This is a genomic window from Rufibacter sp. JT20002 (assembly GCF_056491185.1).
The window spans coordinates 481,059-503,477 of the sequence record NZ_JBSZJY010000001.1 but is presented as its reverse complement, the minus strand read 5'-3'; the positions used below and the strand labels follow the sequence as shown (position 1 = coordinate 503,477).

General features: G+C 50.7%; 10 protein-coding genes. 9 read left to right on the top strand and 1 reads right to left on the bottom strand.

Annotated elements, in window-relative coordinates; all coding sequences use genetic code 11:
* Positions 1–280 precede the first annotated feature (280 nt).
* The 9 genes from ACW9SV_RS02050 (at position 281) to ACW9SV_RS02010 (ending at position 19,630) form a co-directional block, all read left to right on the top strand.
* Positions 281–3,139, top strand: a complete 2,859-nt coding sequence (locus ACW9SV_RS02050) for a TIM-barrel domain-containing protein (RefSeq protein WP_479555072.1) — start codon at positions 281–283, stop codon at positions 3,137–3,139.
* A 47-nt stretch (positions 3,140–3,186) separates the two neighbouring features.
* Entirely contained in the window at positions 3,187–6,261 is a 3,075-nt protein-coding gene (locus ACW9SV_RS02045) for a SusC/RagA family TonB-linked outer membrane protein (protein WP_479555071.1), read from the top strand.
* A 19-nt stretch (positions 6,262–6,280) separates the two neighbouring features.
* Entirely contained in the window at positions 6,281–7,873 is a 1,593-nt protein-coding gene (locus ACW9SV_RS02040) for a RagB/SusD family nutrient uptake outer membrane protein (protein WP_479555070.1), read from the top strand.
* Positions 7,874–7,975: 102 nt separating this feature from the next.
* Complete coding sequence (locus ACW9SV_RS02035) at positions 7,976–8,833, top strand: hypothetical protein (protein WP_479555069.1); 858 nt, start codon at positions 7,976–7,978, stop codon at positions 8,831–8,833.
* Positions 8,834–8,973: 140 nt separating this feature from the next.
* On the top strand, positions 8,974–11,418 hold the full coding sequence (galB, locus tag ACW9SV_RS02030; RefSeq protein WP_479555068.1) for a beta-galactosidase GalB: 2,445 nt from the start codon (positions 8,974–8,976) through the stop codon (positions 11,416–11,418).
* A 91-nt stretch (positions 11,419–11,509) separates the two neighbouring features.
* Positions 11,510–12,166 (top strand): GDSL-type esterase/lipase family protein, encoded by a 657-nt coding sequence (locus ACW9SV_RS02025; RefSeq protein ID WP_479555067.1) that lies wholly within the window; start codon positions 11,510–11,512, stop codon positions 12,164–12,166.
* A gap of 114 nt (positions 12,167–12,280) precedes the next feature.
* Positions 12,281–14,704 (top strand): glycosyl hydrolase family 95 catalytic domain-containing protein, encoded by a 2,424-nt coding sequence (locus ACW9SV_RS02020; RefSeq protein ID WP_479555066.1) that lies wholly within the window; start codon positions 12,281–12,283, stop codon positions 14,702–14,704.
* 162 nt (positions 14,705–14,866) lie between these two features.
* Entirely contained in the window at positions 14,867–17,332 is a 2,466-nt protein-coding gene (locus ACW9SV_RS02015; RefSeq protein ID WP_479555065.1) for a T9SS type A sorting domain-containing protein, read from the top strand.
* 63 nt (positions 17,333–17,395) lie between these two features.
* Positions 17,396–19,630, top strand: coding sequence for a glycoside hydrolase family 3 C-terminal domain-containing protein (locus tag ACW9SV_RS02010; RefSeq protein ID WP_479555064.1), 2,235 nt, complete (start codon positions 17,396–17,398; stop codon positions 19,628–19,630).
* Positions 19,631–20,088: 458 nt separating this feature from the next.
* Here the strand turns inward: ACW9SV_RS02010 and ACW9SV_RS02005 are convergent, their stop codons facing one another.
* Positions 20,089–21,312 (bottom strand): glycoside hydrolase family 88 protein, encoded by a 1,224-nt coding sequence (locus tag ACW9SV_RS02005; protein ID WP_479555063.1) that lies wholly within the window; start codon positions 21,310–21,312, stop codon positions 20,089–20,091.
* Between the last annotated feature and the right edge of the window lie 1,107 nt (positions 21,313–22,419).

Below are 22,419 nucleotides of genomic sequence, written 5' to 3'. Positions count from 1 at the left end.
CTTTGTCGGGCCACTTCAAGGAAAACGGGCTATAAATAGGTGGTTGCTTGGCCCGTAGAGCGCTTGTTAACATTTTGTAAAATAAAACCTGCTCTAGCGCTCTAAAAATGCGGTTTTTTCATTTGTTAACCGATGCAACATACAAAGGAAACATTTGATACATATGCCCTCCTGAGGACCTCCTTACCTTCATCCTGTTAATTTTTCCCTAGGTCGGGTCTCTGAATGAAAATTTGGAAATCTACCGGGACAGACAAAATTCACTTTTACCATTTATCTAATGAAGCTCAAAAACACGCTTTGTTTAGCGCTCATCGGGACGCTGTTTTCCTTTAAGCAGCCGGCGGCAAAAAACTACCAGAAGCTGGAAGACGGAATCCTAGTGAAACTGGAAAAGCCCGCCACCGGAGAACCGCAGTATGTGAAGTTACGGGTATTGGCAGACAACATTATCCAGGTATCGGCGACGCCCGTGGAGAAGTTCTCCGAGGAGCCAAGCCTGATGGTGCTGGAAAGCAAGAAAGGAAAAACCGATTGGCAGTTCCAGGAAAAGGGCAAGACCCTGGTGGTGAACACCAATGACCTGCGAGTAGAGGTTGGCGCCGACAATGGGGCTGTTACCTTCTTTGATAAAAGCGGGAAAGTACTGCTGCAGGAAAGCAACCAAGGAAGGCAAGCCTTTGCTCCCGTAACCCTCCTGGGAAACACCAAAAGCTACCGCCTGCAGAAAGCGTTTACCGCGGAAAAAGACGAAGCCTTTTACGGCTTGGGCCAGCACCAGACGGGCCTCATGAACTACAGAGGATGGCAGATTGACCTTACCCAATACAACTCCGTGGCAGTGGTGCCTTTCCTGGTATCCAGCAAAAATTACGGCATCCTGTGGGACAACAACTCCATCACCAAGTTTGGCGATGTGCGCCCATATCAGCAGCTTTCTAAGCTGAAGTTGTATGGCAAAGACCAGAAGGCCGGCGGCCTCACTGCTACCTATGCTTTTGATAAAAAGACCGGCAAAGCACCCATCGTGCGTCAGGAGTCGGAGATCAACTACGAGTTCCTGGAAGATCAGAAGAAATATCCGGCCGGGTATTCTCTGGAAGGCGGCTTGATGACCTGGGAAGGCTTCATTGAAAGTGATGCCACCGGTGACCACCGGTTTGAAATGCCTTCTTCTGGCTACGTGAAAGTTTGGGTTGACAATAAATTGCTACTGGATCGCTGGCGCGAAGCCTGGAACCCAGGCATGTCGGTGTTCAAGGCGCCTTTGCAGAAAGGCAAAAAGCACTCCTTTAAGATAGAGTGGAACCCAGATGGCAGCGTGTCTTACCTAGCCCTTCGGTATCTAACTCCTCAACCTGCGCAGGACCTGAATAAGGTAGCTTTCTCCTCAGAAGCCGGCGACAGAATGGACTATTACTTTGTATACGGCAAGAACATGGACGAAGTAGTGAGCGGCTACCGTGAACTAACCGGAAAGGCGCAGGTAATGCCTAAGTGGGCCATGGGCTTCTGGCAGAGCCGCGAGCGTTACAAAACGCAGCAAGAGTTACTGGATGTTGTAAAAGAATTCCGCAAGCGCCAGATTCCGTTGGATAACATCGTGCAGGATTGGTCTTACTGGAAAGAAGACCAGTGGGGCAGCCAGGAGTTTGACGAAACCCGTTTCCCTAACCCGCAAGGAATGATCAACGAGGTGCACGCGAACAACGCCCGATTGATGATCTCTACCTGGCCTAAGTTCTACGAGGGCATTGAGGCCTATAAGAAATTCGACCAGAAAGGTCTGCTATATAAAGCCAGCATCAACGAGCAAATCAGAGACTGGATTGGCAAAGGCTATGTGTCTACGTTCTATGATGCGTTCAACCCAGAAGGTCGTCGCATGTTTTGGGACCTGATTAACGAAAAGCTTTATAAAATGGGAATTGATGCCTGGTGGCAAGATGCCTCTGAGCCAGATATTCTTTCCAACTCTTCTATTGAGCACCGCAAAGCGTTGATGAACCCTACCTATTTAGGTCCTGCCGATAAGTACTTCAACGCCTACGTACTGCAGCACAACAAAGGAATCTACGAGGGACAGCGTGGCGTTAACCCCAATGACCGCGTTTTCATCCTGACCCGTTCGGCGTTTGGAGGCTTGCAGCGTTACGGTGCCGCCACCTGGAGCGGGGACATCGCCGCCACGTTTGAAGAAATGGGCCGTCAGATTCCGGCTGGTCTTAACTTCTCCCTGTCTGGTTTGCCTTACTGGACGACAGATATTGGCGGTTTCTTCGTGGAAAACAAGTATGACCGCGGACCAATGACCCCCGAAGCACAGGAAGAATGGCGCGAACTGCAAACCCGTTGGTACCAATACGGCACGTTCACCCCGCTTTTCCGCTCGCATGGGCAGTATCCATTCAGAGAGGTGTACAACATCGCTCCTGAAAACCACAAGGCGTACCAGTCTATGGTGTACTACAACAAGCTGCGTTACCGCCTGATGCCGTACATCTACTCGCTTACCGGCCAGGTGTACCACAAAAACTCTACCATCATGCGCCCGCTGGTGATGGACTTCGGAACGGATAAAAATGTGCAGAACATCAGCGACCAGTTCATGTTTGGGCCTAGCTTGCTGGTGAGCCCAGTACATGAAGCAAAAGCCACCAGCCGTAAATTGTATCTACCGGCTACTAGTGGTTGGTACAGCCTCTATGACGGTTCTTACCAGAAAGGTGGTAAGCAGATCACAGCCGCAGCCCCGTATGAGCGCATGCCATTGTTCGTGAAAGAAGGCTCTATTCTGCCTTTCGGGCCTGAAATACAATACACCACCGAAAAACCAGCGGAGACCATCACCCTGTACGTGTACGGCGGCAAGGATGCTTCTTTTGAACTGTACGAAGACGAAAACACGAACTACAACTACGAGAAAGGCAAGTTCGCTACCATTCCAATCTCCTACAACGAAGCCTCTAAAACCCTGACTGTGGGCAAGCGCCAGGGCGAGTTCAACGGCATGTTGCAGAAGCGCACCTTCAACGTGGTGTTTGTACAGCCGAGCAAAGCCAAGGCCCTGGCTTTTGATGCCAAGCCAGACGCCACCATTGCGTACTCGGGCAACGCCGCTTCTGTGAAGTTGAAATAACCCTTTCCTGATCCTATAACTTATTCATTCACGTCATTTTATTACCTATGAGAAAATACCTACTGCTTATGTGGCTGCTCTGTTTCTGCGGGGTTGCCTTTGCCCAGCAAACCGTCAGGGGGAAAGTCACCTCCCAGGAAGATGGAGGGGCTATTATTGGAGCCACCGTTAGTGTGAAAGGCAATGCCACCCTGGCCACTGGTACAGACGTGGAAGGAAACTTTCAACTGAACCTTCCTACCGGTAATGAAACGCTGGTCATCACCTACATTGGCTTTGTCACCCAAGAGGTAGCCGTGAATGGCAGACCCCAGGTGAACATTGTCCTTCAGACCGATGCCAAGGCGTTGGAAGAAGTAGTGGTGGTAGGGTATGGCGTGCAACAGAAAAAGCTGGTGACCGGTGCCACGGTACAGGTGAAAGGCGAAGATCTGCAACGCCAAAGCACCACCGATCCTTTGCAGGCTTTACAAGGCCAGGCGGCAGGGGTGCAGATCTCCAACACCTCCGGGCAACCTGGGGAAAGTATGCGCGTGGTAATCCGGGGGGTAGGGACCATTGGTAATGCCAGCCCGCTGTATGTAGTGGACGGTGTGCTGACCGGTGATATCTCGTATCTGAACCCTGCCGATATCCAATCCATTGACGTGTTGAAAGATGCCGCTTCGGCCGCTATCTATGGTTCACAGGCAGCTAATGGGGTAGTGTTAATCACCACCAGATCGGGTAAAAAAGGCCAGCCTGCCCAAATCACGTTTGACAGTTTTACCGGCGTGCAGAACCTGGGCAGAAAGATCAACATGCTTAACTCACAGGAGTACGCCACCATCATGAACGAGGCGTTGGTGAACTCTGGGCGGTTACCTGCTTTCACCAATGAGCAAATTGCGGGCATGGGAGAAGGCACTGACTGGATTGACCAAACCTTTGTGAACGATGCGGTAACGCAGAACTACTCCTTAGGAGCCACTGGCGGAACCGAGATGTCTACGTTCTCAACGGCGCTTTCTTACACGGGGCAGGAAGGTATTGTGGGCGGAAAAGACCTTTCCAACTATGAGCGCTACAACTTCCGCTTCAACTCTGAGCACAGCTTCTACAACGACATCATCAAGTTTGGGGAGCATTTAACCTTTTCTTACATCAGAAGAAACGGAATCAGGGTAGGGAACCAGTACAACAACTCCCTGCGTGCAGCCTTCAATACCAGCCCATTTGTGCCCGTGTATGATGCCGAAGGTAATTTCTTTGATAACAGTAACTCTACCTGGTTTAACGGGGAAGCTAACCCTTACGCGCAGATGGTGTATGACAACCAGAACCGCAGAAACAACCAGCGTCTGTTAGGCGATGTGTATTTGGTAGTGGAGCCCATCAAGAACCTGAAATTCAGAACCAGCTTCGGGATTGACTATAGCGCCAGCGAAAGCCGTTCCTTCACGCCGGTGTACAAGCTGTCTGTGTATGCCTTCAACAACAATTCACGGGTAAACCAGTTCCAAGGCAAAGGCCAATCACTCATTTGGGATAACCTTTTAAGCTACAACTTCAACGTAAACACAGACCACAACTTTGAAGTGATGGCGGGTACTTCTGCCTTCAGAAGCGATGGGGCTCAACTTTCCGGCAGCAACATTAACCTTGTCCTGAGCGACCTGGAGCATGCTTACTTAACCAACGCCTCCAACACCGATGGTACCACCATAGACCTGACCGGCGAGCCTTGGGCCCAGGACAGAAGAATGTCGTACTTCGGGAGACTTAATTATAACTTCAAGGAAACGTACCTGATCAATGCCACTTTCCGGGCCGATGGTTCGGCCAGGTTTGGTAGAAACAGACGTTGGGGTTATTTCCCATCCATTTCTGCGGGTTGGGTAGTAACAAACGAAACGTTTGCAGACGGTGCCGGCGATTGGTTAGAGTACTTTAAACTTCGTGCTAGCTGGGGCCAGGTAGGTAGCCAGAACATTGACCCATACCAATTCGTGTCACTGGTGACGTTTGCCAACACTAACTACATCTTCGGTGATAAGGAAGGAGTGCTTACTCCGGGTGCCTACATCAGCCGATTAGGAAACGATGATGTGAAGTGGGAAACCTCGGAGCAAACCAACATCGGGTTTGATGCCAATTTACTGGCTGGTAAACTGAGCGTCAACTTTGACTGGTATGACAAAATCACCAAAGACTGGTTGATCAGAGCCCCAATCCTGGCAACCGCCGGTGCAGATGCTCCTTTCATCAACGGTGGTGACGTGCGCAACAGCGGGGTGGAGTTAGCCCTTGCTTACAACAGCAACATTGGTGATTTCAAATACAACATTGGCGTAAACGGTGCCTATAACAAAAACCGCGTGCGTGAAATTCCTACCAATGACCAGATTATCCACGGTGATCCAAACGTGTTATTTGACAACTCACTGGAGTTCTACAGAGCACAGAACGGCTATCCAATAGGGTACTTCTGGGGGTTGAAAACCAACGGTATCTTCCAGACCGAACAAGAGGTAGCAGCCTACAGAAGTGCTGAGGGTGGTTTGATCCAGCCAGGCGCGCAGCCAGGTGATGTGCGTTACGTTGACTTGAACGGAGATGGTCAGATCAACAATGATGACAGAACCCAGATTGGCGATCCTAACCCAGACTATACCTTCGGGATCACGCTTTCAGCGAACTACAAAGGCTTTGACTTCTCGTTGTTAGCCTCAGGCGTGGCTGGAAACCAACTGGTGCAGTCGTACCGCAACCAGGCAAACCAATATGCCAACTTCACCACCGCCATCTTTGACCGGTGGCACGGGCCGGGGTCTTCCAATACCATGCCCCGCGTAACTACTGACAACAGAAACTGGACACAATTCTCTGACTTGTACATCCACAACGGTGATTTCCTGAGATTGAGCAACATTACCCTTGGCTATGATTTTGGGAAATTGATCAATAAAAGTTACCTGCGCCAGGTGAGAGTGTACGCCTCTGTTCAGAATCTCTTCACCTTCACCAAGTACGAGGGAATGGATCCGGAAATTGGCTATAGCAACGGGTTTGCCGGAGGAATTGACTTAGGCTATTATCCGCGCCCTAGAACAATGTTGGTTGGTACAAATATTAGATTCTAATTCCTGAGAGGTTACTAACATGAAAAATATAAGCAAAGCAATTCTACTGGCCGGCGTTTTATCCCTGGGAGCATGTAAGGATAGTTTCCTGGAAGTGGATCCCATCACAAACGTAACGGATACAAATTATTATAGAACGCCTGAAGATGCCTTGAGAGCCTTGGTAGGCTGCTATGATGGGTTACAGATCATTTGGGCAGAAGGGGTAAGTTTACCAGTGGCTTCTGAGATCATGTCAGACAATGCCTTTGGCGGAACCGGTGCCTCAGACGGATTTGGCTACCAGATGCTGGATGAGTTTGACCGTTCCCGCTCTCCCGCCGACCAAAACCTGTTTGGTCCTAACTGGACAGCTTATTACAAAGCGGTTTTCCGGTGCAACACCTTGATTGGGAAAATAGACCAGATTGACTGGACGGGAAGTGAGCAACTGAGAGCTGGCTATGAAGCAGAAGCCCGGTATCTACGCGCCTTCCTGTACTTTGACATGGTGCGTTTGTGGGGCAACATTCCCCTGGTAACAGCACCTACGACTGAAAACGTGCCGCAAGCCTCCCCAGATGAAGTGTATAAACTGATTGCTGAAGACCTGAAGTTTGCCGCTGAGAACCTACCTTCTACCAATTACGCCGCTCAAGCAGTTGGCAACAGAGGCAGGGTAACCAAATGGGCTGCTGAGTCCTTGATTGGTCGGGTGTATTTGTATTACACGGGTTACTACAACAAGTCTGACTTGGTAGGTACCGTTTCTCAGGCGCAGGCTCTGGCTTATCTAGAGGATGTGATTTCTAACAGCGGACATGGCTTGGTGGAGAACTTTGCCAATCTGTGGCCAGCCGCTTCGGTAGCCAACTATGCCGGTGAAGACAATAAAGAAACAGTCTTTGCTGTGAAGTACACCTACACCAGCGATTACAACGGTAACACCGACGGTAACCACTGGATGGTGATGTTAGGCATGCGGGAGCAGGCCAGCTTCCCGTACGGCAATGGCTGGGGCGGGGGTACCGTTAGTCCAAGGTTATGGACCGCTTTCAGTACCAATGATACCCGTAAAGCAGCCTCCATCATCTCCATTGCAGACGAGGAGATTGACTTCACCAATCAAGGAAAGCAAAGAGAGTATACCGGCTATTACAACAAGAAGTATAGCCCCATGGTAGACGAAGATGGCAACAGCATTCCCGTGGAAAATGGCGCCGTAAACTTCATGATTGGCCAGTTCCAGGACTATGTGGCCATTCGGTATGCCGATGTGCTGTTGATGGCCGCTGAGTTAGGGAGCCCTAATGCGCAGAACTACTTTGATCTGGTAAGAAGACGGGCCTACAAAGAAAACTTTACACCCGTGCCTGTATCAAAAGCAACCATCTTGTCTGAGCGCCGGTTAGAGTTTGCCAATGAGGGAATCCGGTACTGGGATTTACTTCGCCAAGGCATAGATGTAGCGGCCAATGCCATTGCTGAAAGCACTACTGTTCTGAACGCGGGCGCCCCGGTTACCAAGGTAATCGCGGCTAACAAAGTAAGGGAAACGCAAGGGTTGCAACAGATTCCATACACCCAGATTACTCTATCTAATGGTGTGTTGAAGCAAAACCCAGGTTGGTAATATTAATGATGTAGCCTTTGTAATTGAAGGAGGATTTCTGGAAATGAGCCCTAAAAAGGGTTGGCTCCAGAAACCTCCTCAGACAATCTAACTTATAAACAGATGAAACGGTTAAAATCAATTTTCTCACTCATCCTGCTGGGGGCCTTTGTAGTTACTGCCTGCCAGGATGATGACCAGGAACTAGGCAAATTGCTTTCTCCTGAGGAGGTTTCCATCAAAGTGGTGCAGGACTTAGCGCTTGACCCCGGCGGAAACACAGTCATCTTGATCAACGAAACCCCTGAAACCATTTCCATGTGGGATTATGGCACCGGTAGATCTACCCGTACCATAGACACCGTTCGGTATGCGTTTGCGGGTGATTACACCATCAAATTCTCGGCAGTGACGGGTGGTGGTATTGTGGAACTTCCGGCCAGAACCATCAAAGTAACCCAGAATAACCTCAATTACGTGAACGACCCTTTGTGGACAGCTTTGTCAGGAGGGCCCGGAAACGAGAAAACTTGGATTCTGGACATAGACGCCAAACACTTTGACGGACCTATGTACTTCTATGGCACAGACACCGGTTGGGAAGGCGTTTGTACCAAGGCCGGCGGAGACTGCTGGAACTGGAACCCAGACTATAAAGGAAACTCCTGGCTAATGCCTTACGGCAACTACGGTACCATGACCTTCAGCCTGAAGGGGGGAGCCAACGTAACGGTTAATCACACCATGATTCCGGGCAAAACCACCGAGACAGGTACTTACTTTTTAGATGCGGCCAAGAAGACATTAACCCTTACCGGCGCAGGGATCCTGCATGATGCCGGTCGTGATGCCTGCGTGGCAGACTGGGGAAGTATCCGGTTGCTTACCTTGACGGAGAACTCCATGCAGTTGGCCGTTTTGCGTAAAAGCTCCTGCGAAGGCGCAGCGTTGCTGGTGTACAACTTCGTTCCGAAAGAATAGCTTATATTTCTCTATCTAGTGCAAGCAATTGCTTCGCTCTAAACAAAAGATAAGATCGGCTGGGGGCATCTGTGAAGCTGATGGTTTCCAGCCGATTTTTTTGAAACATCCCCAAAACTCATCGTCTTACCTCCATTAACATGATGCGGCAAAAACTGCACCTATACACCCTTCTTGTACTTTCTGTCCTGGGTTTAGAATCCTGTAAAACATCTAACGTGACCGTGCGGGAACGTACAGACTTCACCAAAAACTGGGCTTTTAACTTAGGCGATAACGCCAGCGCCAAAGACGCCAATTTCAACGATACCCAATGGCGAAAACTAAGCCTGCCGCATGACTGGAGCATTGAAGGAAAGTTTGATGAGAAACACCCGGCCAGCTATAACGGTGGCGCGTTACCCGGCGGCACAGGTTGGTACCGCAAAGCCTTCACCTTAGACACGAAAGACAAAGACAAGCTCTTCTACATTGACTTTGACGGCGTGTATACCAATTCCGAGGTGTGGGTAAACGGCCAGTATTTAGGAAAAAGACCCAACGGGTATATTTCTTTTAGATATGACTTAACGCCTTACCTCAAGTTTGGGCAGGAGCAGAACATAGTCGCCGTAAAAGTAGACAACTCGCAGCAACCCAATTCCCGCTGGTATTCGGGCTCAGGCATTTACCGCAACGTGTGGCTGGTGAAAACCAATCCGGTGCACGTAGACCAGTGGGGCACGTTTGTGACTACCCCGCAGGTATCAGAGCAATCCGCTTCAGTAGCCATTACTACGAACATCAGAAATGCCCGGCAGCAATCCGGAAACTTCACCCTGCGCACGCTGGTGTATGATGCCCAGGGCAAAGAAGTGGCCAAGGCGGCTTCTGAAAATGTCGCTTTGAAAACAGGTCAAGCTAATGCGCTCACCGAAGTAAAGCAGAACCTATCCGTCAACAACCCTACCTTGTGGTCAGTGGAGCAGCCTTATTTATACCGAGTGGTAACGCTGGTAGAGCAAAACGGGAAAGTAGTAGACAATTACGAGACGCCGCTGGGCATCAGAACCTTCAACTTTGACGTGCAGAAAGGATTTACCCTGAATGGCAAATCCATGAAGATCAATGGCGTATGTAATCACCATGACCTGGGTGCGTTGGGTGCCGCCGTGAATGTGCGGGCCTTGGAGCGTCAATTGGAAATCCTAAAGGCCATGGGCGTGAACGGCATCCGAACCTCTCACAACCCGCCCACGCCTGAACTGCTGGACCTATGCGACAAAATGGGCTTCATTGTCATGGACGAGTCCTTTGACATGTGGAAGAAAGAGAAAACCAAGTTTGACTACAGCCATGCCTGGGACGAGTGGCACAAACGTGACCTGGAGGATTTTATCAAACGCGACCGTAATCACCCCAGCGTCTTTATCTGGAGCGTCGGGAACGAGATACCGGAGCAGTGGGCGCCGGAAGGCACCACGATTGCCAAGGAGTTGGTAGCCATTGTAAAGGGCCTGGACACCACCCGCCCTGTGACTGTGGGCATCAACGAACCAACCCCCAACAATACCATCTATAAATCAGGCGCACTGGATTTATTTGGCTTCAACTACCACCACCAGGATTTTGAGAAGTTTCCGCAGACCTTCCCGGGCCAGAAATTCATAGCTACCGAAACCGTCTCTGCGTTGATGACGCGCGGGCACTATGACATGCCCGCTGACAGCATCCGCCGGTGGCCGAAACGCTGGGACATTCCGTTCCACGACGGAAACAAAGACCTCACCGTCTCCGCCTATGACAACGTGAGCACCCCCTGGGGTTCTACCCACGAGGAGACCTGGAAGGTGATCAAAAAGCACGCTTACTTATCTGGGCAGTACATCTGGACCGGTTTCGATTACCTGGGCGAACCCACCCCATACGTTTGGCCGGCCCGCAGCTCGTACTTCGGGATTGTGGATTTGGCTGGTTTCCCGAAAGACGTGTACTACATGTACCAGAGCGAGTGGACAGACAAGCCCGTGCTGCACGTGTTCCCGCACTGGAACTGGCAACCCGGCAAAACCGTGGATGTGAAGGCCTACTACAACAACGCCGATGAGGTGGAGCTTTTCCTGAACGGCAAGTCACAGGGCATCAAGAAGAAACAGGGCGATGACCTCCACGTGCTCTGGCGAGTGCCCTTTCAGCCTGGTACCCTAAGAGCCGTTTCCCGCGCCAACGGCAAAGAAGTCCTCACCAGGGAAATCAAGACTGCCGGAGCCCCCGCCAAAATTGTGCTGGAAGCCGACCGCAGCCAAATCATCGCCGATGGCAAAGACCTGTCTTTCGTGACGGTGAAAATCATGGACAAAGACGGCAACCTGGTACCCACTGCCGATAACCTGGTCAACTTCACTATTGACGGCAAAGCCACCATTGCTGGCGTGGACAACGGCTTGCAGACCAGCTTGGAGTCTTTCAAAGCCAGTCACCGCAAGGCGTTCAATGGCTTGGCGCTGGCCATTCTGCAGGCCCAGGAAGAAGCCGGTACCGTGAAACTGACCGCCACATCAGAAGGTCTGGCTCCGGCTACCGTGACCATCCAATTGAAAAAGTAAAGAAAAGGTATCTCTCTATTTTAAGGTTGGTTTTCAATAATTAGCCTTAACATAGAGAGAAAATTTAACCACTACGTTAATCCACCTCTTCATGAAAAAGCATTTTTCTCTTCTCTACCTGTTAGTGCTGTTGGTTTGTTTTGGAGCCTCGGCGCAGAACAAAATCAAAGTGGCCTGCGTGGGCAACAGCATCACCGAGGGCCATGGGTTGAAGCAACCATACCCCGCCGCCTTGCAGCAACTCTTAGGCGATGCCTACGAAGTGCGGAACTTCGGATTGGGAGGCCGTACCCTGATGAAAAAAGGGAATCTCCCGTTCTGGAACGAAACCAAGTACCAGGAGGCCCTTGCCTGGAGCCCAGACATCGTGATCATCAAACTGGGGACTAATGACTCCAAACCCATGAACTGGAAATTCAAAGACGAGTTCGTGCCCGACTACATCCAGTTTGTGACTTCTTTCAAGAAACTGGCCTCTAAACCCAAGGTGTACCTCTGCCAGCCTGTGCCGGTGTTTGAAGATAAATGGGGTATTACGGCGTCTATTGTTTCCAACGAGATTGTGCCCGCGGTGAAGAAAGTAGCCAAGAAAACGAAGTCTAAGACCATTGATTTATATACGCCTTTCCTAGGCAAACCTGAGTTGACCTATGACGGCGTTCACCCCAATGATGCCGGTGCCGCCCTGCTGGCGAATGAAGTTTACAAAGCTTTAAAGGTGAAATCAGCTCAAACCGCTCGCAAGTAAAATCCTTTTATCGCCTGTTTTCTGAAAAACAAGGCATACACAACATCCAGAGGGAAAGCTCTTCTGCCCCCCAAGAAGGGTTTTCTCTTTACCAGATTCCTTTAACACGAACCAATGCTGCACCGCTACCCTCCATTTTTGCTGCTGTTTTTACTTTTGACCGGAAGCCAGTTCACCGCCTTAGGGCAGGCAGACCTTTTTACCCAACCTAAGAAAGGTTTCGCGAGTTGGCAACCGGCTCCCAGTTGGGAGCACGCGCTGCTGAGCGGCAATGGCGCTATGGGGGCTATGGTCATGGGCAATCCGCATGACGAGACCATTATCCTGAACCAGGCACAATTGTATCTACCGGCCACAGAGCCCAAGCCCCCCATTGACCAGGCCAGCCGACTGGACGAAATTCGCTCGTTGATTCTGCAGGGAAAAGGGGAGGAGGCCGCCAAGATTCCGGTGGAACAGAGTATGAAAGAAGGCTACGGCGGGCACCTGTGGTCTAACCCGTACGTGCCTGCGTTTGACGTGCGCCTGCAAATGGAGCCGTCTAACGTGCAGAAGTATGTGCGCACTGTAGACTTTGAAACCGGCGAGGCCAAGGTGACCTGGACCGATGCCAACGGCACGTACCAGCGCACCCTGTTTGTATCCCGCCCCGATAGCGCGGTGGTCATCTCTATTAAAGGAACCGGCAAGATCAACGGCCGATTATCCTTCGCCCGCCGACCAGTGGAATGGACCCAGTGGAGCCAGATTAACAGCACCGTAGAAAGCGTAAACATTGGTGCCAGCGATAACAAATGGCTCACCTACCGCAGTGCCTATAAGAAACGCTGGCCGGGCAGTCTGCAGGGATACGAAGGCGTGGGCCGGGTAGAAGTGAAGGGCGGCAGTTCCAAAACCGAGGGCAACGAGTTCATTGTTCAGAACGCCGATGAGGTGTTGGTGTTCATCAAGATTAACGCCAACTACAACTACGCCCAATCACAGGTAGACGCCATCAAGAAACACCTGACGTCATTGCCTGCAGATTACCAGGCCTTGGTGACGCGGCACCGCAACGTGCACGGCGAGTTATTTAATAGAGTAAAACTGGATTTAGGCGGCGGGGCCGATGCAGACCTGTTCACCGAGACCCTGAACTTGAAAACCAAAAGCGGCAAAGTCGCTCCGGCTATTATTGAGAAGCAGTTTGACGCGGCTCGCTACAACATTATCTCGGCCACTGGTATCAATCCGCCGAACTTGCAGGGTATCTGGGGTGGTACCTGGTCGCCGGCCTGGTCTTCAGATTTCACCCATGACGGCAATGTGGAAGTCGCTATTTCGGCGTTGCTCACCAGCCGGGTGCCTGAGCTCATGCACGCCTACTTTGACTACCACGACAAGCGCCTGCAGTTCTACCGCGACAACGCCAAAAAGATGTTCGGGACGCGCGGCATTCACGTGCCGTCGCACACCAGCAGCCATGGTTGGGACAACCACTTTGACCCAATCTGGTGCCTCAGCCTCTGGACCGGTGGCGCCGGTTGGACCGCCAGTTTCTATAACGATTACTGGCTGCACACCGGTGACCGCAAATTTCTGAAAGAACGGGCGTACCCCTTCATGAAAGAATCAGCGTTGTTTTATGAGGATCTTCTGAAAACAGGCGAGGACGGGAAATACGTGTTCAACCCGTCGTACTCACCAGAAAACAACCCGGCTAACCATAAATCGCAGGCCAGCATCAACGCCACTATGGATGTGATGATTGCGAAACAACTGCTGAGAAACTGCATCGCGGCAGCGCAGGAGCTGAAAACCGATAATGCCCAAGTAAAGAAGTGGCAGGAGATGCTCACCAAAATGCCCGCCTATGAACTAGACGAAGCGGGCTCTTTGAAGGAATGGCTCTGGCCGGGTCTGCAGAACAACCACCAGCACCGCCACATCTCACACTTGTACAGCCTCTATGACCAGGTTGACCCAGATTTCAAAAACAACCCCAAACTGATGAAGGGCGCGCGCAAGGTAGTAGAGGAAAAAATGAAGTTCCGCTACAAAGAAAACGGTGGCGAGATGGTCTTCGGTATGGCACAGTTGGCCTTTGTGACTGCCAACCTGGAAGACGCACCTACCACGGCTCAATTAATTGATTGGCTCTCGCGCTTCTACTGGACCAACGGCTTGGGCACTTACCACAACCCAGGCTCGCTGTTTAACATGGACCTAAGCGGCGGTTACCCCTCGGTGATCATGCGCGCCATGGTGTATTCAGAACCGGGATTGGTGAAACTGCTGCCCGCTTTGCCAGAGGCTTGGGAAACCGGAACCATCTCCGGATTGCTTTTGAGAGGCGGGGTAGAGGTGGAGAAACTTGCCTGGAGCAAACAGGAAGTGACTGCAGTGCTCAAAGCGACTAGAAAACAGAAAATCACCGTGCAGGCACCTAAAAACATGCAGGTAGTTTCCGGTGGCAAAGCTGCTGGAGCAGGAAAGAACGTCCAAGTGAATCTTCTTGCTGGGAAACCGGTGCAATTGGTTTTCCGTGCAAATCCATAAAATAGCCTCAAATACCTTCTGCGTTATTCTGCAGAATGTATTTGAGGTTAACGATAGGGAAACAAGCTCTTCTTTAGGGTCTGTTTTCAGAAAACAGCCTTGAAAAGGTTGGGTACTACGCACGCTTGCAAACAGAATTTCTTCACCCTCTAAACAGGAATTATGAGAAAACGCTTTACTCAAAATGTATTGGGCTCCCTCCTGAAAAGGATGGTTGGCCTCCCGAGAAATGTGGTGGGTGGGCTGTTGCTGCTGTCGGTGTGTCTAAGTGTTTCCTCGGTGCAGGCTCAAACGGCAGAGGCGTACCAGTGGAAGAGCGTGCAGATCAACGGTGGCGGTTTTGTCACCGGGCTAGTGTATCATCCAACCGAAAGAAACCTGCTGTACGCCCGTACCGATGTGGGCGGCGCTTTCCGGTGGGATGCCACCAACAAAGTTTGGATTCCACTGCAAGACCACCTCACCCGCGCCGATGAAAATCACATGGGTGTGTTGAGTGTGGCGGTGGACCCGTCGAACCCAAATAAGGTATACCTGGCTACTGGTCTTTACTCTCAATCGTGGGCAGGCACTGGCGCTATCATGGCGTCCTCTGACCGTGGTGCTACCTGGACCAGAACTAACCTTTCCATAAAATTGGGCGGGAACGAAGACGGCCGCTCCACGGGCGAGCGGTTGCAGGTTGATCCCAACCTGGGGAGCACCTTGTACTTAGGCACCTCCACCGACGGACTTTGGCGAAGCACCAATTCCGGCAGCACCTGGAGCAAGGTGAGCAGCTTTCCGGTAAGCCAAACCAACCCCGGCAGCGGCGGCATCGGGTTTGTGTTGTTCGATAAACGCGGCAGTACGGCGGGCTCCGCTACCCAAGACCTTTACGTGGGTGTGCTCCGGATGGGCAGCATCAACCTATATCGAAGCACCGATGGCGGAACCACTTGGGAAGCAGTGCCCGGGCAGAGCACGACCTACATGCCGCACCACGCCGAAATTGCCTCAGACGGAACTCTGTACGTGACGTACGCGAACAGCCTGGGTCCGAATGGCGCCACCGCTGGAGCCGTGCGCAAATTCAACCCCACTACTAGTGCCTGGACAGATTTGATGTTGCCCTCAGGCCAGGGTGGCTTTGCCGGCCTCAGCTTGGATGCACAGAACCCCAACACGCTTATTGTCTCTACCCTCAACCGCTGGTGGCCCAATGACGAAATTTACCGCAGCACCGACGGCGGGGCTACCTGGAAAGCCGTGTTGGGAGGCACTACCCGAGACCATACTTCGGCGCCATATGCCGCGGCCTCCAATCCCCACTGGTTAGGAGACATTGAGATTGACCCATTTAACGCCAACACTGCCTGGTTTGTGACCGGCTATGGCGTTTACCAAACCACCAACCTCCGGGAGACCAACCAAAGCCGGATCTCCTGGGTTTTCCAGAACAAAGGCTTGGAAGAAACGGTACCGCTCAAACTGATTAGTCCGCCCACCGGGGCACCGCTGGTAAGTGCCATTGGCGACATTGACGGTTTCCGGCACGATAACCTGGATGTTTCGCCCGCTGCCGGAAGACTAAACCCGCGGTACGGTACCAACACCTGGATTGACTATGCTGCGAACCAGTCTTCCTTTATGGTCCGCACCCACAACAATGCCGACGGGAAATATGGCGCGTATTCTAACGATGGCGGTACTTCCTGGACGGCTTTTTCTTCCGCTCCGGCTGGCGTAAATGGCGGGGGGGCCATCGCAGTCTCGGCGGATGGGGCTACGCTGGTCTGGGCTTCGGGTGGCGTAAACTCAGTTTATTACTCTACTAACCGAGGTACCAGTTGGACAGCTGCCTCGGGCATCACCAAAGGCGGTTTGAAGCCCATGGCAGATCGGGTGAACGCCCGCAAATTTTACGTGTATGACGCTGAGGCGGGCCGGGTACTGGTGAGCAACAACGGCGGAACTTCTTTTAGTGCAGGTGCCACCGGGTTGCCGGTTGTGCCTAGCTGGCAACTGTGGGCCTCTACCGTGTACCCAACCTACGGGGTGGAGGGGGATGTGTGGCTCACCAATCCCGCCAGCGGCCTGTACCGTTCCACCAACTCGGGCAGTTCTTTTACCAGAATCACCAATGTGCAGGAGGCCACCAAAGTAGGCTTCGGGAAGGCGAAAGATGGGAATACCTATCCGGCGGTGTTCCTCGTGGGCAAGGTAGAAAACCAACTCGGTTTCTTCCGTTCCGATGACGCCGGGGCTACCTGGGTCAGAATCACCGATGACCAGCACCAGTTTGGCGGCATCAATGACATCACCGGCGACCCGCGGGTGTACGGCCGGGTGTACGTGGCCACTGCCGGGCGGGGCATTCTGTACGGAAACGCTCCGGGCGTAATCAGCGGCATTTCCCCTGACCAGAAGCTGGAATTATCCTACGGGCCCAATCCATTTCCGCAAGGCCTGAAGATGAAAGCTCCGCATAAGTTTACCTATGAAATCAGGACCTTGACCGGGGCTTTGGTGGAGAAAGGAACTAGCTCTGGGCAATCTGTCGTGGGGAAAACCTTGGCCCGGGGAATGTATGTACTCACGGCCAGGTACCAGGACCGCGTGCAAACCATCAAGGTCATCAAACAATAGCTTGCCTTTCAGGGCTCTTTTTTCCAAAACATCGCAAAACCGTTTACTTACCCATTAATACCTATGACTTACCGATTTCCTGGCTCTAAAATGCTTTGCAGTTTGGCGCTGGTAGCCTTTACCGTCGCTTGTTCCACCTCAGAAAAGGCCGGGCAAAACACGAACACCACAGGCAGTTCCCCCGCCGCTTTGGAGGGCAATGGCATTAACATGTCCCACGAAGCCCAGATTAATGACTTGATTTCCAAAATGACGCTGGAAGAGAAAGTGAACATGATTCACGGTGTTTCTTCCTTTTCATCGGGCGGAGTGGCTCGCTTGGGCATCCCTGAGATGGTCATGTCCGATGGTCCGCACGGGGTACGGCCGGAGCACGGGCGCGACTGGTCGCTGGACAACGCCGGAACAGACTCCTCCACCTATTTGCCAACTGGTGTGGGCCTGGCCGCCACCTGGAACCCTGAGCTGGGCTACGCCTTCGGTGAAGTGCTGGGCAGCGAGGCGAAGGCCCGGGGCAAAGACATCATTCTGGGGCCGGGCGTGAACATCATGCGCACGCCTTTGAACGGCCGTAACTTTGAATACCTGAGCGAAGACCCGTATCTGTCGGCCCGCATGGCGGTGGGCTATATTAAAGGAGTGCAGGACCAAGGCATTGCCGCTTGCGTGAAGCATTACGCCGCCAACAACCAGGAAGTCAACCGCGCCAAGGTAGACGTGAAAATGAGTGAGCGGGCGTTACGCGAGCTGTACCTGCCGGCCTTCAAAGCCGCTATTACCGAAGGCGGGGCGCTTACGATCATGGGCGCTTATAACAAATTCAGAGGCCAGTATGCCACCCACAACCAATACCTCATCAACGACATCCTGAAAGGGGAGTGGGGTTTCAAGGGTTTAGTAGTCAGCGATTGGGGCGCCGTCCTGAATACAATGCAAGCCATTAACAACGGCACTGATATTGAGATGGGAACCGATCTGCTGCAGATGCCCAACATCAACTACAATAAATTCCTGATGGGGGACACGGTTATCACCTTGGTGAAAAGCGGCCAGGTAAAAGAGGCGCTCATTGACGAAAAAGTGCGCCGGATTCTACGCGTGATGTACCACACCAACATGATTGGGGCGAAACGTACACCGGGTGCCCTGAGTAACAAAGCGCATCAGGAAACCGCCCGCAAAGTAGCCGAAGAATCCATCGTGCTTTTGAAGAACGACGGGAATTTGCTGCCTTTACAGAAAACAGGCGTAAAATCCATTGCCGTGATTGGCGCCAACGCTACCCGAAAGCAGGCCATGGGAGGCGGTTCGTCGCAAGTGCGTCCGCCGTATGAAGTGACGCCGCTGCAAGGCATCCAGAAAGTGGTAGGTCCGGGTGTGAAAGTGACGTTCGCTCCCGGTTTTGAAGTAACTCGGGCTCAAAAGGCAAACCAGAAGCTGATTGACGAGGCCGTCCAGGCCGCCAAAAACGCTGAGCGCGTGATCTTTGTGGGTGGTTGGACCCATGGTTTCACCGATGATTGGAACGGCGGGGCCTTTGACTCAGAGGGCGCCGACAAACCGAACCTCACCATGCCTTTCGCTCAGGACCAACTGCTCACCGCCGTGCTAAAAGCCAACCCGAACACCGTAGTCGTGCTCATCGGCGGCGGCCCGATTGACATGAGCCAGTGGGTAAACCAAACCAAGTCTATCGTGCAGGCCTGGTACCCGGGCATGGAAGGCGGCACCGCTATTGCCAAAGTGCTCTTCGGGGAGACTAACCCGTCTGGCAAGTTGCCGGTTTCGTTCCCTAAAAAACTGCAGGACTCGCCCGCCCATGACTTAGGCCAATACCCCGGTGACCGCGACACCCTGAACGTAGAATACAAAGAAGACATTTTTGTGGGCTACCGCTACTTTGACACCTATAAGGTTGAACCGCTCTTTAACTTCGGGCACGGCTTGTCTTACACCACCTTCGGCTACCATGATCTGAAAGTAAACCGCCAGGGCGATGCCGTGCAGGTAACTCTGCAAGTGAAGAACACCGGCCCAGTAGCTGGTGCCGAAGTTGTGCAACTGTACGTGAAAGACGAGCAAGCCTCCGTGAAGCGCCCGGAGAAAGAACTGAAAGCCTTCCAGAAAGTGGCCCTGCAGCCCGGCGAAAGCAAAACCGTGACGCTGACCTTGAACAAAGACGCGTTCCAGTTCTATGACGAAGGCAAAAAGCAATGGGTCTTGGAGCCCGGTAAATTCCAGATCCTGGCCGGTTCCTCTTCCAAAGACATCCGGGTTAGGGGAGAAGTGACGTTGTAATTTGGATTAGCTTAATTGTTAAAGAGCCGCCGTCTTCTGGACAGCGGCTCTTTCTGTTTTGGGGCTTCTTTTTAGAAAATGGTCTTAAAAGGAAGTTTATGCTAGAATAAGGACTTTCAAGTGAGAGTATGCCAGCTCAGAGTCTTGTTAACTGTTAATAGATGTTCTCTTTACTGATTGACTGTTCTATCTTCGACCTACTCTTTCCTCTATCTCTATTGTCATCCTGAAGGAATCTTGTGAATGAACCGTAATAACGCTTACTACAAGCTTTTCTAGTACGCCCATAAGTTCCTTTCAGGATGACAAAGTAGGATCAGAAGTTCTAGTCTGAAAATGATCGGTGTTAATAGTCTAAAGGAGCTTAGAAATCTAATAGAAATTAAAAAAGGGAGTTTCTAACCTGTTTTCACAAAAAGACACCTAAAACAACGAGGAATATAGGGCATTGGAGCGCTTTACTTTATAAAATCCTGATATCGGCGCAAGGCTTCTATATAGTAGTAGTCGCCGTAGGTGAGGGGCGTGTCTACTTCTGTGCCTGCCGGATGATGGCCAACCCCGTGTTTCAGGAGAAAACCACCATTGGTACCCGGAGCCGCTCGGTAGGTGTCGGTGGAAAGGTTTGTCAGGATAGTTTCAGCGGCGTTGAAGTACTTTTTGGAGGCATCATTAGGAGCGTAGCGGCAAAGTTCCAGCAAAGTTGCCGCATTGATAGCACCTGCGGAGGCATCCCGAAGCGCATTAGGGATATTGGGCGCATTGAAGTCCCAGTAAGGGATCTTGTCTTCCGGAAGGTTCGGGTGGTTCAGCATGAAATTGGCCATTCGGATGGCCTGGTTCAGATACTTTTGGTCTTTTGTTTCGCGGTACATGACCGTGTAGCCATAAAGTCCCCACGCTTGGCCACGGGCCCAGGCAGATTCATCGGCGTAACCTTGCGCTGTTTTCTTCTCTTTCACCTCACCGGTGTTTGGGTCATAATTCAATACATGGTACGTACTGTAATCGGGCCGGAAGTGGTGCTGGAGTGTAGTGTTGGCGTGCGTGACCGCAGTCTTGTAAAAGGAAGAGTCACCGGTAGCACGGGTAGCCCAGAACAAGAGTTCCAGGTTCATCATGTTGTCAATGATCACCAGAAAATCCTTCGGGTCAGAATCCCAAGATTTGATGGCACCTACTTTGGGGTTAAAGCGGGTGGAGAGTGACTTTGCACTATTTACCAAAATATCCTTGTACTCCGGCTTTGGCTGTATTTGGTTCGCATTGCCAAAACTGCAGTACATCATGAAGCCCAAGTCATGGGTGGATGTGTTGTATTGCTCTTTTTTCAGGTCTTCCATGATCCGGTTGGCTTCCGTGTATAATTGCTGGTCACCAGTAGTCTGGTAGAGGTAGAGCAAGGTACCTGGATAGAAGCCACTGCACCACCAGTCCGAACCACTGGTTTCTAGTTTGTCACTGGCAGCATGATAGGTTTTAGGGAATTGACCTGTCGGAAGTTTAGAAGCTAGTACTTTGTATTGGGCAGCAGCCTCCTTGTATATTTTATTTATCCTTTCGATAGGAATAGCGGCTTGGTTAGAGCCAGAAGGAATTCTCGGGTTTTTAGAGCTACAGTTAAACTGCAGGACTAAACCAATAAATAGAAAAACTTTGCTTAAGCACTGTTTCGCTTGCATAAAGATCCAAGGTAAATAGAAAGGTCTTTCAAAATATACCATGAATCTCTGAAAACCAAATCAACAAGGGTTAGGAACTGCACCCTAATGGCACCACATTCCTCTATTCTGCTAGCTACCACTTTTTGAGCCAAGAATATAGAATACAAATAAATTCTAGAAAAAGCCTACTGAGACTAAATTGTCGAACGTATTTCTAATTTATCTTTTACCCATTTTTTCAGCTTAGATGAAATTCCAAAAATATTTATTAATAAATTTTGAAGTTATGGCCGAAGATGAGATGATTAGGCCGGGAAAGTTACCGTTGCTTTGAAAATGTATTAAGCGCATTCTGCAAAGCTTAAAAATTTTGCATTCTTATTGTTGGAATTTCCCTAATAAGCTAGGATTAGGTAAGAAGATATCGGTAAAAGACCTAAGTACTCTAACCAATCATTTTTTCTCTGAATGCCTAAGGCTATTTGAACTTTAATTATAATATGATGGTACTATATGGTAATAAACAGGTGGTTTTTAACATTTGATGCTTCATGCTGCAACATTTGGGGTAGTTCTATCATGTAACAAAACCTTAATTTTAAAAAATCATCCTTTGCTTGAATCCAAAAATTGTTTAATAAAGTATAAGCGGGAGAATTTTAGTCGTATGAGTCTTGATTTGAGCCATAGGGTTTAGCTTAGCCATAAGGTTTATTATCTAGTCTTATCCTAATCAAAAGTTGTTGTCTATATAGATGAAGGTGTGAAGGAAACTCCTTTTGTTATAGAAGAGAATAGGAGAAGGAGGCTTCCTCCTAAGAAAGATGGGCTGTCAACCCCTTGTAAAATGAGGTTTTTTTCCATTCTATTTGCCTCGTGAATAAAGACACCAGCAGTAAAAGTATGAGCTTATCTTACAAAATGCCTATGTTGAATAGGTTTAAAATGGTTAAAAAAATACTAGTTTAGGTATTCGTGTATTTTACACATTTGTTCCTTGATGGCTTAAAATCCTAGCAAGTATTTTCAAAATTGATAATTTTGCTCAAAGTAGCCTTGAAAATAGTAGTTAAATTTATTTGAAATATTTGCCTAGAGATTGTGAAAACAACAAAAAACTCTATC